We start from the raw sequence: 12,857 nt of genomic DNA, 5'->3' as shown, positions 1-12,857 counted from the left end.
TTTTTTACCTTCTTATTATTAACAAACTTTCTCAATACATTTTAAACCTGGCATTTCTTTTTCTTCTAAATATTCCAAAAAAGCTCCTCCGCCAGTAGAAATATGACTAAAATTATTATCTAATTTAAATTTAGATATTGCAGCTGCGCTATCTCCGCCACCAATAATTGTAGTAGCTTGATCTTTAATTTTGCTAATCATTTGTGCTATCGATCTTGTTCCTTGTGAAAATTTTTCAAATTCAAAAACTCCTACAGGACCATTCCATACAACTGTTTTCGCAGACATAATATAATGTTGAAACAAAGAAATAGTTTTAGGTCCGATATCTAACCCCATCATATTACAAGGGATTTTGTTAAAATCAGAAATAAGAGTTTGAGTGTCTGGATCAAATTTATAACCACACACAAAATCTTGTGGCAAAATAATTTTTTTGCCTTCTTTTGAAGCTAATAATCTTTTAACTAAAGGAATTTCATTTTCTTCTAACAAACTTTTTCCGATTTCCAAATTTTGAGACTTCAAACAAGTGAAAGACATTCCGCCGCCAATCAAAAGAAAATCTACTTTTTTCAAAAGATTTTCAATAATTTTGATTTTATCAGAAACTTTAGAGCCGCCTAAAACAGCAACTAAAGGTCTTTGAGGTTTATTAACAATTTTATGTAAAAAATTAATTTCTTTTTCAACTAAAAAACCAAAACATTTCTCTGAAATATAAGTAGAAATACCAACATTAGAAGCATGAGAACGATGGCAAGTTCCAAAAGCATCATTAACAAAAACATCACCTAATGAAGCCCAATATTTACCTAATTGAGCATCATTTTTACTTTCTTTTTTGCTATCAAGATCTTCAAAACGAGTATTTTCCATTAATAAAACAGAACCACATTCTAAATTATTAATTTCTCTTTCTAATAACTCTCCTTTTGTTCTAGGGACAAAAACAACTTTTTGATTTAAATAAAAAGATAATCTGTCGGCTACTACTCTTAAACTTAATTTGTGTAAATCTTCCTGTGTTTTGACTCTTCCTAAATGAGAAAGGATAACTATTTTACCTTGATTTTTTTTAAGATATTCTACGGTGGGCAAAATGGCTTTAATTCTACTATCATCAGTAATGACTCCTTTTTCTAAAGGAACATTTAAATCTGCTCTTAATAAAATTTTCTTATTTGCGATATTCGAAATATCTAATTTATTAAGTGTTTTTTGCATTGCATATTTTCCTTAAAATATAATTTTTTTAATAATTTATAAATTATTTTTTTATAAATCTTTTGAAATATAAAATAATTTAATTTTGTATCATTCTTTTTGTTATAAAATTAAAAACATTATAAACTAATTATAAATATTCAATAATATTAAAAAGTTTATCAGGTGTGCTTTTATTATTCAACACATTGTCAAAACTAGTATGAATTATTTCTTGTTTTTTTATACCTATTGCACAATTATGAATATTTTTATTCAACAATTCAACAGCAAAAACACCCATTCTTGTAGCTAAAACACAATCTTCTACAGTAGGAGTACCGCCTCTTTGTATATGACCTAAAACTTGAGCTCTCGTCTCAAAACCACTATAACTTTCGATGTCTTTAGCTAAATCAAAAACATTTAAAATATTTTCGGTAATAACAATAATAGCGTGTCTTCTTTTTTGTTCTTTTAAACTTTTGATTTTATCTAAAATCGTTTTTTTAGGTATAAAATTTTCTTTTGTGACAATCAAATCTACACCAGCGGCGATCCCGCCATATAAAGCTAAATCGCCTTTATTTCTTCCCATAACCTGAAGAATAGTACATCTATTATGTGATAAAGAAGTATCTCGTAATTTTTCAATAGCATCCATAACATTATTAACAGCAGTACTAAAACCAATTGTAAAATCTGTATCAGTAATATCATTATCGATAGTAGCCGGAAGACCTATACATTTGATCCCTAATTCTTCTAATTTCGTAGCCCCATTATAAGAACCGTCTCCGCCAATAATAATTAATTTATCAATCCCTATTTTTTTTAAATTTTGTACACATTTTTGACGTACACTTAAATCATCTTTAAATGAAAGAAAACGTGAAGTTCCTAAAAAAGTTCCTGAAACATTAATAATACGTGATAAATTATCAGGAGTTAAAATTTCAATCTCATTATTATATAAACCAAAATAACCATCTTTAATGCCATAAATAGTGCAATTTTTTTTAGTTCCTGCTAAAACAATAGCTCTAATAGCACTATTCATTCCTGGAGAATCTCCGCCAGAAGTTAAAACTGCTATTTTATTTATTTCTTCTTTATGTGTCATTTATAATAATTCCTTTTTTATTAAATTTTGTTATTAATATTTTAATAATAATTTTTTCTGTATTTTTTTATATTTTTTTCTTAAATCAAAAGTATTAATTCTCTTATTTTGATATACTAATATATTATTTTTAAAAATATAAATTAATAAAGAAAAAATTTTATTAATATAAAATTAAACTTTTTCCTGTCATTTCTATTGGTTGAGAGATTTCGAGCAATTCTAATAAAGTAGGGGATACATCGCACAAAGAACCTGATTTCAAATTAAATTTACTATTAACTAAAATAAAAGGAACTAAATTAGTTGTATGAGCAGTATGAGGTTCATTTCTTTCATCTTTCATTTGTTCTGCGTTTCCATGATCGGCAACAATACAAGCAATTCCGCCAATTTCCAAAATAACTTTAACTACCTTTTCTAAACATTTATCAACAGCTTCTACTGCTTTAATGGTTGCTTCAAGCGATCCAGTATGCCCCACCATGTCTGGATTAGCAAAATTTAAAATCATAGTTTGGTATTTTCGAGATAAAATAGCTTTTTCGGCTTTTTCAGCAACTTCGAAAGCGCTCATCTCTGGTTTCAAATCATAAGTTGGAACTTTAGGAGAAGGGACTAAAATATTATCAACGTTTTCAAACTTTTGTTCTTTACCACCGTCAAAAAAGAAAGTAACATGAGGATATTTTTCGGTTTCAGCAATTCTTAATTGACGAAGTTTATTATTAGAAATAACTTCTCCATAAACATTTTTTAAACTTTCCGATTTAAAAGCGATTATTCCCGAGACATGTTGAGAATAATAAGTCATAGAAACTACACAAAGATTTTTAAGTAGTTTTTTTCCTTCAAAACATCTTTTGCCTTCAGACTTAAAATGCGAAGTCATTAAAGGATTTGATAAAGCGACCGCCAAACGCATAACGCGATCAGAACGGAAATTTACAAAAATAATACTATCATTATCATCAATTAAACCTTTTTTATCTACAATAAAAGGCGGAATAAACTCATCAGTAATTTCTTTTTTATAAAAATTTTTGATACCTTCTAAAGGAGAATTTATCAATGGACCTTCTCCAGAGACTAACATATTATAAACTAAATTAATACGTTCCCAATTATTATCACGATCTAAAGCGAAATATCTACCGCTTACAGAAGCCACTTGACAACCATAATTCAAAATTTTTTCAATATATTGCGAACCTGAATAAGGATCAGTGTCTCTTCCGTCTGTAAAAACATGCAAATAAGTTCTATCTTCTATTTTATGCTCTATCATCAAATCTAATAAAGATTCAAAATGACTTAAATGTGAATGAACTCCACCATCAGAAACTAATCCTAATAAATGTATTTTGCTATTGTTTGTTTTAGCATGCTTTATCGCTTTTAAAAACGCTTCGTTAGTAAAAAAAGATTTATTACGAATAGATTTATTTATTTTATTCAAATATTGATCAATAACTCTACCAGCTCCTAAATTTAAATGGCCCACTTCACTATTACCCATTTGACCTTCGGGTAATCCTACTTCTTGACCAGAAGCTTTTAAAGTAGTATTAGGAAAATTAGCGAAAAGATGATCTAAATAAGGAGTTTTAGCTAAATAAAAAGCATTATTTTCTTTTTTAGAAGATAACCCTAAACCATCTAAAATAATTAAACTTACAAATTTATTCAAAAAAATCTCCCATTAATTTTATTTACTTTTTAGTATTATTTTTTTAAGTTATAAAAACTTTTTAATCCTAAATAAGGGCTATTTTTTAATTTTTCTTCGATTCTTAATAATTGATTATATTTAGCAATTCGATCAGTTCTAGAAATAGAACCTGTTTTGATCTGTCCTGCGTTAGTAGCGACAGCTAAATCAGCTATAGTAGTATCTTCGCTCTCTCCACTACGATGCGAAATAACAGCTGTATAAGAAGCTTTTTTAGCCATCTCAATTGCTTCTAAAGTTTCTGTTAAAGTACCTATTTGATTTAATTTAATTAAAATAGCATTTCCTATTTTATTTTCGATACCTTTAGATAATCTTTCAACATTAGTAACAAACAAATCGTCTCCTAACAATTGAATTTTGTCACCTAATCTTTTTGTTAAAATTTTCCATCCGTCCCAATCGTTTTCATCTAATCCATCTTCAATAGAAATTATAGGATATTTATTTACTATTTTTTCATAATAAGAAATTAATTCTTCGCTACTGAAAGTTTTGTTATTCTCAGAAGCTAAAACATATTTTTTTTGTTCTTTATCATAAAATTCTGAAGCAGCAACGTCCATTCCTAAAAAAACATCTTCTCCCGGTTTATAACCAGCATTTTTAATAGCTTCAATAATAAATTGTAAAGCTTCTTCGTTAGAATTCAAATCAGGAGCATATCCGCCTTCATCGCCTACAGTAGTCGGTAAATTTTTTTGTTTCAAAATTTTGTGTAAATGATGGAAAATTTCAGCGCCACAACGTAAAGCATCTTTAAAAGTTGAAAAATTAGTGGGCAAAATAAGAAATTCTTGAAAATCCACATTATTAGATGCATGTGCGCCACCATTAATAACATTCATCATAGGCACAGGTAATTGTTTAGGTTGAACGCCACCTACATATTCATAAAATTCTAAATTTAAATAATTAGCTGCCGCTTTAGCGCAAGCTAAAGAAACTCCTAAAATCGCATTAGCTCCTAAATTAGATTTATTAGGCGTTCCATCGAGTTCAATTAACATTTTATCAATCAAATTTTGTTCCAAAACAGAAACATTCTTTAATTTTGGTTCGATAATCTTTGAAACATTGTCAACTGCTTTCAAAACGCCTTTGCCTAAAAATCTTTTAGAATCATTATCTCTTAATTCTACTGCTTCATATGCCCCAGTAGAAGCTCCTGAAGGAACGATAGCTCTTCCAAAAAAACCTGCTAAAGTATATACTTCAACTTCTAATGTAGGATTCCCTCTAGAATCTAAAACTTCACGAGCTAAAATTTTATCAATATATGGCATTTTAAAACTCCTTTTTTTTATTTAATATAGAATATAAATCACCACAACAAAAAATGTCATCATTAATAAAATAATACATAATTATTATAATATTTTTTTATATAAAAATATGTTTTATAAACCTATCCATATTTATCTCGAAACATATAATATATAAAAAAATAATTAATTTATATTAATTATTAGGATTTTAAATTATCCTAAAATATTATTTTTTTGGTTTAAATTTCATTAAAATATTTTTGTCAAACAATAAATATGTTAAAATTATTATGATTTAAAAATATAAAAATTATTGACAAAAAAATATTTTTTAGATATCTTTATATCAATAATTTTTTTAAATAAATAAAATAAAAATATCTAAGAGGTTTATATAATAAAAAAATATGTTCATAAATAAATTATTAATTTTTTTGATAGGCGTTATTTTAGGAGCTTTTTTGGGAGCTATTTTATACAATTTCGCATCAGAAGAAATATTGAAAGAAAAATTTTATTTAGCTAACAAAGACACTTTAAAATATCAAATTTTTAAGAAATGGTTCGATTGCATAAACAAAATAACAGAAAAGATAAATGAATGGTTAAAGTCTAAAAAATAATATTTTCTTATTAAATCGAAAGCATAACATTTAATAAAATACATATAAAAAAATTATACATTATTATATATAAGATAAAGTTTTTTTAATTTTTGAATCATCGTCTTTCTTTTTCAAGATTAATCTCTTGTCATATTTTTTCTTTCCACGAGCTAAATAAATCTCTAATTTTAATAAATTTCTATCAGAAATAATTTTAGTAGGAATGATGCTTAATCCTTTAGCTTGTGTTTTGTTTTTGATTTGCAAAATTTCTCTTTTGTTCAGCAAAAGTTTTTTTTTTTCTTTTATCGTCGTAATCGAATTTATTACAAAATTCATATTTTTCCACAAACATATTGAAAACAAAAATTTCGTTATTTTCAATTTTTATATAAGCATTTTGTAAATTAACTTTCTTTAATCTTATAGATTTTACTTCGTTGCCTAATAATTGAATTCCGGCAATATATTTTTTGTCTAAAAAATAATCATAAAAAGCTTTTTTATTATTCAAAATTATTTTTATCATTATTTTCGATCACTTTGTTTTTTTATTTTCCGAAATCATTTATTAAAAATACATAAATGATTTCGAATCTTTTTAATATTCGTAAACAAATTAACAAAAAAATTTAAATTATTTTTTTAATTTTCTATATTTATCTAAAGCATTTGTGATAACAGTAAATGCTTTAAATTTATCTTCTATATCTTCTATAACAACTGTTTTCTTTTCTAAATCTTTATAATGAGATAAAAAATGTTTTATTTCTGACAAAAGAGGAACCGGAACATCTTTAATATTTTGATATACTTCCATAGAACGATCATGAATAGGAACAGCGATTATTTTATTATCTAATTCGCCATTATCAATCATTTTAATAACTCCAATAGGCCTACATTGAACAATAACCATAGACTCCAATGTTTCTTGTGATAAAACAAAAACATCTAAAGGATCATTATCTTCACAATGAGTTAAAGGAATAAAACCATAATTAGCAGGATAAACAAAAGAAGTATTTAAAATACGATCTAATTTTAAAAAACCTGTTTCTTTATCTATCTCATATTTTTTTTTACTACCTTTAGAAATTTCAATCAAAACAAGAAAATCATTTTCGGTAACTCTATCGGAACTAACATTTTGTAAAAAATTCATATATTAAATTATACCTTTATTTTTTATTTTTTAAAATAAAAACAACTCTTTGTATATTATATATATTTTATGTAAAATAACACATTATATATTTTTAGGAAAATAAATGAACAGAATCGAATCCAAACAAATTAATTTTTTTTAAAAAAATTTTTTTATTTTGTTTAATATTAATAGTTAAATGATTAAAAAATAAATTTTCTTTAGTATTTGAATCTAAAACGAAAATTTTATCTATCAATCGTAAATTTTCTTCATTTTGCTTTTCGTCTTTAAAAATTTCATAAAAACAAAGATAAAATATATTATTTTCATTTTGTTCTATCTTCAACAAAAAACCTATCGTTTGATGTTCTTTTAATAAAGATAATTCAAAATTCATTTCTTTTAAAGGTTTTGTATTTTTATGATCTACAGAACAATGAAGAGAAAAAATTTTAGGAACAAAAATAGAACTTATTTTTTTTATTAAATGTAAAAGAAATTTTTTATCTAATATATCCATATCATCAATATCAATTATATTTTCTAAAAATTCTTCATGCAAAACATCAATCTCTTTTTTTGATATTGTTTCTTCATCCATTTTACTTAAATGTTCAATATAAGAATTCAAATGTTGTTTAAAAATAATCAAATCTTCATTTTTTAGATTAATTATTTCAAAAATCAAATCTATCAAAGAATAACCGGAAATTTTGCAATTACAAAAAGAAATATCAACAGAATGAATATCTTTTATATCTTTATCTTTAAAATAAAAATATCCTAACGAAGGATCTTTCGTTAATAAAGAATAAAAACAAACAGTTTCTAAACCTATTTTATCATATTTATTATCAATAAATTCTTCTTTAAAACCTGAAATATCTAAAAAATTAAATAAAAAATCTATTTTAGGAATATTATGATACAATAAACCAAAAATAAACTGTTTAAAATTTAAACATTCTTGAAATGAAGAACACGAAACAGTACGAACATTATCAATTCCATAAAATAATCTTATTTTTTTAGACAAAAAAGACCCTAAATCATATTTCCATCCTAAAATAACATGTTTTTTCTGTAAATCTTTTTTATATTTATTTTGTAATAAATCATTAATTTCTATTTTTTCATTTTCAACATCAAAAGATATATTTGATTGTCTTAAAGAATCAAAAGATATTTTTTTATTTTGCTCTATTACTTTAAAAAATAAACTATCTACTTTAAGTTTTGGTTTAGTAGATAAATTGTATTTTTTGTCTTGAATCTCAACGACATCACTGATTTTTGTGGATTCTACAAATTCGTTATAATATTTTTTCGATTCTTCATCATTATTAATAGCTTTAAGATTGATTAAACTAACTCTTAATAAAAACAAAAATATAAATAAAAAAATAAAATTAATTTTTTTTAAAAAAAATTTAATTCTTTTCAATTGCTTATTTCTTTCTAAATAAATATTATTTTTTAAAAATAAAATAATAATAAATTAATTAAAAAATTAAAATAATAAAATATTAAAAATTTTTTTTAAAAAAAATTAACTTTGCGTAATTAAAAATTTATATCTAAATGGTGGCTCCGGGCAGAATCGAACTGCCGACACGAGGCTCTTCAAGCCACTGCTCTACCGACTGAGCTACAGAGCCTTATAAATGGCGGTCTGAACGGGATTCGAACCCGCGATCTCCTGCGTGACAGGCAAGCATGTTAACCACTACACCATCAAACCTTTTTTTAATTTTAATTGGTTGCGGGAGAAGGATTTGAACCTTCGACCTTCGGATTATGAGCCCGACGAGCTACCAAACTGCTCTATCCCGCGATCATAATAAATTAATACAAAAAAAATAAAAATAATTTTAACAAATTTTGGCGGAGAAAGAGGGATTCGAACCCCCGCATCCTTTCAGATCTTCCAGTTTTCAAGACTGGCCCCTTAAACCACTTGGGTATTTCTCCGAAATTTTTTTAAAATAATGGTGGACCTGGTAGGATTCGAACCTACGACCAACCGGTTATGAGCCGGTAGCTCTAGACCAGCTGAGCTACAGGTCCATTTGGTGGCGACAGAGGGATTCGAACCCTCGACCTCACGGGTATGAACCGAACGCTCTAACCGGCTGAGCTACACCGCCATAATTTATTGATTTAATTTTATTTTTTGTATTTATTATTTTATTTATATTATAACATTTTATTACTATTTTAAATGGTGGAGTTTAGCGGATTCGAACCGCTGACATCCTGTGTGCAAGACAGGTGCTCTACCAACTGAGCTAAAACCCCTATATAAAATGGTACCTAGAGCCGGACTTGAACCGGCACGGCTTTTAACCATGGGATTTTAAGTCCCACGTGTCTACCAATTCCACCATCCAGGCTTTTAAACATATTTTTTTTATTATTAAAATAATAACAAAATGGTGTCCCGTAAAGGACTCGAACCTTTGACACCTTGATTAAAAGTCAAGTGCTCTACCAACTGAGCTAACGGGACATTAGTGGTGCCAAAAACAGGAATCGAACCCGTAACCTACTGATTACAAGTCAGTTGCTCTACCTATTGAGCTATTTTGGCCTTTTATAAATAAAATGGTAGAGGATGAGGGACTTGAACCCCCGACTTTCTGCTTGTAAGGCAGACGCTCTCCCAACTGAGCTAATCCTCTTAAAGTAAACCTTGGCGAATCTTATTTTCGCTTTTGTAATCAAAAACTATCTTCAGGTTGAAAGGACTTAACTGCTGTATTCGGAATGGGAACAGGTGTTTCCCCTTTCATTAATTACCAAGGATCTTTCAAAACTAGATAAACATAACCTTTTTAATTCTTCATAAAATCAAAGTCAATGGATCTATTAGTACTAGTCAGCTTAAAAGATCACTCTTCTTACACCTCTAGCCTATCTACCTGATAGTCTTTCAGGGATCTCATAGGGAAATCTCATCTCAAAGGAGGCTTCACACTTAGATGCTTTCAGTGTTTATCCTTTCTATACATAGCTACTCAGCTATGGCTCTGGCGAACCAACTGAAACACCAGCGGTATATCCATCCCGGTCTTCTCATACTAGGGACAGCTCTTTTCAAATTTCCAACGCCCACGACGGATAGAGACCGAACTGTCTCACGACGTTCTGAACCCAGCTCGCGTTCCGCTTTAATGGGCGAACAGCCCAACCCTTGGAACCTTCTCCAGCTCCAGGATGCGATGAGCCGACATCGAGGTGCCAAACCGCTTCGTCGCTGTGAACGCTCGGAAGCGATAAGCCTGTTATCCCCAGGGTAGCTTTTATCCGTTGAGTTACGACCCTTCCATGCGGTATCGTAAGATCACTAAGTCCGACTTTCGTCTCTGCTCGACTTGTAGGTCTCGCAGTCAAGCTCCCTTATGCCTTTACGCTCTCTAAATGATTTCTGACCATTCTGAAGGAACCTTATGAACGCCTCCGTTACTCTTTAGGAGGCGACCGCCCCAGTCAAACTGCCCACCAAACACTGTCCCTCGTAATACACTTACGCAGGTTAGAACATAAAAAATTAAAGGGTGGTATCCCAAAGGTGACTCCCTTTAAACTGGCGTCTAAAGTTCTCCGTCTCCCACCTATTCTGTACATTAATTTCTCAAACTCAATATTAAGCTACAGTAAAGCTCCATGGGGTCTTTTCGTCCTGTCGCGGGTAATCGGCATTTTCACCGATAATTTGATTTCACCGAGACTCTTGTTGAGACAGCGCCCAAATCGTTATGCCTTTCGTGCGGGTCGGAATTTACCCGACAAGGAATTTCGCTACCTTAGGACCGTTATAGTTACGGCCGCCGTTCACTGGGACTTCAATTCAATGCTTCGGTTTAACCCTGACATCTCCTTTTAATCTTCCAGCACCGGGCAGGCATCAGCCCCTATACATCACCTCACGGTTTAGCAGAGACCTATGTTTTTGATAAACAGTCGCTTGGGCTTCTTTTCTGTGGCTTTTGCTTTTTACACAAAAGCTCTCCTTATCCCGAAGTTACGGAGCAATTTTGCCGAGTTCCTTAACAAGAGTTTTCTCGCGCGTCTTAGTATACTCTACCTACCCACCTGTGTCGGTTTGCGGTACAGGTAAAAAAACAATTAACCCTAGAAGCTTTTCTTGAAAGTATGACATCGGTCATCTTACCTTCGAATCTCATTTTTTGGAATAAGAAAACGGATTTACCTGTTCTCTCAAACTTGATCCTTCAACCCTAATCCATATAAAGGGCATGCCTAGCCTTCTTTGTCCCTCCATCAGTTGTTTTTTTAGTGCAGGAATATTCGCCTGCTTGCCATCGACTACGTATTTCTACCTCGCCTTAGGACCTGACTAACCCAGGGCGGACGAACCTTCCCCTGGAAACCTTGGGTTTTCGACGGATAGGATTCTCGCCTATCTTTTCGTTACTTACACCGGCATTCTCACTTCTGATCTCTCCACCACTGCTTCCGCTATGGCTTCACTGATATCAGAACGCTTCCCCTACCATATTTAACATTACGTTAATATCCGTAGCTTCGGTATAATGTTTGAGCCCCGATAAATTTTCGGTGCGAAGTCATTAGACTAGTGAGCTATTACGCACTCTTTAAAAGATGGCTGCTTCTAAGCCAACTTCCTAGCTGTTTTAACGTCTTCACTTCCTTTTCCACTTAACATTAATTTTGGGACCTTAGCTGACGGTCTGGGCTCTTTCCCTTTTGACTATGGACCTTATCACCCACAGTCTGACTGCTGATTGTTTTTATGAAATTCGGAGTTTAATTAAGATCAGTACTTCGAGGTGAAGCCATCACTTATTTAGTGCTCTACCTTCATAAAAACTGTTAATCAACGCTAGCCCTAAAGCTATTTTGGGGAGAACCAGCTATCTCTGAGTTCGATTGGAATTTCACCCCTAGCCACAAGTCATCCAAACACTTTTCAACGTGTCCTGGTTCGGTCCTCCATTTAGGATTAACTAAACTTCAACCTGCTCATGGCTAGCTCACTTCAGTTTCGGGTCTATGACATACAACTAAACGCCCTTTTAAAACTCGCTTTCGCTACGGCTCCGTTCCTTAAAACTTAACCTTGCTCTATATCATAACTCGCCGGTTCATTCTGCAAAAGGCAAGCCATCACTCATTAACGAGCTCTGACTAATTGTAGGCATACAGTTTCAGGATCTATTTCACTCCCCTCTCGGGGTTCTTTTCACCTTTCCCTCACGGTACTAGTTCACTATCGGTCACTAAGAAGTATTTAGCCTTAGGAGATGGTCCTCCTGTCTTCCAACAAGATTTCTCGTGTCTCGCCGTACTTGTAGGATACTCTAGATAAAAAGTTTTCCCTTACAGGACTGTCACCTTCTTTGGTGTTTCTTTCCAGAAACTTCAAGTTGCTTTTTATTTTGTAACTAGTTAATAGTATCCAAGGCTCTTCCGCGTTCGTTCGTCACTACTAGCGGAATCGTTATTACTTTCTTTTCCTGCAGTTACTTAGATATTTCAGTTCACTGCGTTCCCTTTTTGATTTTACAATCAAAAAACTACAATTTTACTGTAGTAGGTTGCCCCATTCGGAAATTCATGGATCTTCATTTATTTACAACTCCCCATGATGTATCGCCGTTAATTGCGTCCTTCATCGGCTCTTAGTGCCAAGGCATTCACTGTACGCCCTTACTTTCTTCAACTTTAATTGAATTAAGCAAATCATGTTTATCTACTTTTCAAAGAACTTTCTTCGAAGTAAATAATT

General features: G+C 30.5%; 9 protein-coding genes, 11 tRNA genes and 2 rRNA genes. 1 reads left to right on the top strand and 21 read right to left on the bottom strand.

The window, feature by feature from the left end; translation table 11 throughout:
• Positions 1–18: 18 nt before the first annotated feature.
• From JNO41_RS00930 to eno, 4 genes are all read right to left on the bottom strand, one after another.
• A complete protein-coding gene (locus tag JNO41_RS00930; RefSeq protein ID WP_121464031.1) occupies positions 19–1,227 on the bottom strand; it encodes a phosphoglycerate kinase in 1,209 nt (402 codons plus the stop codon).
• 130 nt (positions 1,228–1,357) lie between these two features.
• Complete coding sequence (locus tag JNO41_RS00925; RefSeq protein ID WP_121464030.1) at positions 1,358–2,329, bottom strand: ATP-dependent 6-phosphofructokinase; 972 nt, start codon at positions 2,327–2,329, stop codon at positions 1,358–1,360.
• A gap of 163 nt (positions 2,330–2,492) precedes the next feature.
• Positions 2,493–4,019 carry a 2,3-bisphosphoglycerate-independent phosphoglycerate mutase gene (gene gpmI / locus JNO41_RS00920; RefSeq protein WP_121464029.1) on the bottom strand — a complete coding sequence of 509 codons (1,527 nt, stop codon included), beginning with the start codon at positions 4,017–4,019 and terminating at the stop codon, positions 2,493–2,495.
• A gap of 35 nt (positions 4,020–4,054) precedes the next feature.
• Positions 4,055–5,347, bottom strand: coding sequence for a phosphopyruvate hydratase (eno, locus tag JNO41_RS00915; protein WP_121464028.1), 1,293 nt, complete (start codon positions 5,345–5,347; stop codon positions 4,055–4,057).
• A 389-nt stretch (positions 5,348–5,736) separates the two neighbouring features.
• Here eno and JNO41_RS00910 point away from each other — a divergent pair, with 389 nt between their 5' ends.
• Positions 5,737–5,952, top strand: a complete 216-nt coding sequence (locus tag JNO41_RS00910; protein WP_121464027.1) for a hypothetical protein — start codon at positions 5,737–5,739, stop codon at positions 5,950–5,952.
• A 63-nt stretch (positions 5,953–6,015) separates the two neighbouring features.
• Here the strand turns inward: JNO41_RS00910 and JNO41_RS00905 are convergent, their stop codons facing one another.
• The 17 genes from JNO41_RS00905 to JNO41_RS00825 form a co-directional block, all read right to left on the bottom strand.
• The gene (locus tag JNO41_RS00905; RefSeq protein WP_432729582.1) at positions 6,016–6,201 is read right to left on the bottom strand and encodes an SsrA-binding protein; all 186 of its coding nucleotides are present in this window, start codon (positions 6,199–6,201) and stop codon (positions 6,016–6,018) included.
• Positions 6,173–6,463 carry an SsrA-binding protein gene (locus tag JNO41_RS00900; RefSeq protein WP_432729580.1) on the bottom strand — a complete coding sequence of 97 codons (291 nt, stop codon included), beginning with the start codon at positions 6,461–6,463 and terminating at the stop codon, positions 6,173–6,175. Before JNO41_RS00900 ends, JNO41_RS00905 begins: the two co-directional genes overlap by 29 nt.
• 108 nt (positions 6,464–6,571) lie before the next feature.
• The gene (locus JNO41_RS00895) at positions 6,572–7,099 is read right to left on the bottom strand and encodes an inorganic diphosphatase (RefSeq protein ID WP_121464025.1); all 528 of its coding nucleotides are present in this window, start codon (positions 7,097–7,099) and stop codon (positions 6,572–6,574) included.
• Positions 7,100–7,193: 94 nt separating this feature from the next.
• Positions 7,194–8,528 (bottom strand): hypothetical protein, encoded by a 1,335-nt coding sequence (locus JNO41_RS00890; protein WP_121464024.1) that lies wholly within the window; start codon positions 8,526–8,528, stop codon positions 7,194–7,196.
• Between the two features lie 138 nt (positions 8,529–8,666).
• Positions 8,667–8,742: transfer RNA gene (locus tag JNO41_RS00885), tRNA-Phe, on the bottom strand.
• Positions 8,743–8,749: 7 nt separating this feature from the next.
• A tRNA-Asp gene (locus JNO41_RS00880) sits at positions 8,750–8,825 on the bottom strand.
• 16 nt (positions 8,826–8,841) lie between these two features.
• A tRNA-Met gene (locus JNO41_RS00875) sits at positions 8,842–8,918 on the bottom strand.
• A 48-nt stretch (positions 8,919–8,966) separates the two neighbouring features.
• Positions 8,967–9,055 (bottom strand) — tRNA-Ser (locus JNO41_RS00870).
• Between the two features lie 18 nt (positions 9,056–9,073).
• A tRNA-Ile gene (locus tag JNO41_RS00865) sits at positions 9,074–9,151 on the bottom strand.
• A gap of 3 nt (positions 9,152–9,154) precedes the next feature.
• Positions 9,155–9,231, bottom strand: a tRNA-Met gene (locus JNO41_RS00860).
• Between the two features lie 75 nt (positions 9,232–9,306).
• A tRNA-Ala gene (locus tag JNO41_RS00855) sits at positions 9,307–9,382 on the bottom strand.
• A 9-nt stretch (positions 9,383–9,391) separates the two neighbouring features.
• Positions 9,392–9,477 (bottom strand) — tRNA-Leu (locus JNO41_RS00850).
• Between the two features lie 40 nt (positions 9,478–9,517).
• Positions 9,518–9,593, bottom strand: a tRNA-Lys gene (locus JNO41_RS00845).
• Positions 9,594–9,598: 5 nt separating this feature from the next.
• Positions 9,599–9,674, bottom strand: a tRNA-Thr gene (locus JNO41_RS00840).
• Positions 9,675–9,689: 15 nt separating this feature from the next.
• Positions 9,690–9,765 (bottom strand) — tRNA-Val (locus JNO41_RS00835).
• 8 nt (positions 9,766–9,773) lie between these two features.
• A 5S ribosomal RNA gene (gene rrf, locus JNO41_RS00830) occupies positions 9,774–9,888 on the bottom strand.
• Between the two features lie 43 nt (positions 9,889–9,931).
• Positions 9,932–12,792: ribosomal RNA gene (locus tag JNO41_RS00825) — 23S ribosomal RNA — on the bottom strand.
• Positions 12,793–12,857: the final 65 nt, after the last annotated feature.

The organism is 'Prunus avium' virescence phytoplasma, from assembly GCF_050916135.1.
GTDB lineage: Bacteria > Bacillota_I > Bacilli_A > Acholeplasmatales > Acholeplasmataceae > Phytoplasma > Phytoplasma ziziphi.
The sequence above is the reverse complement of the archived record's forward strand: the minus strand, read 5'-3'. Positions and strand labels throughout refer to the sequence as shown.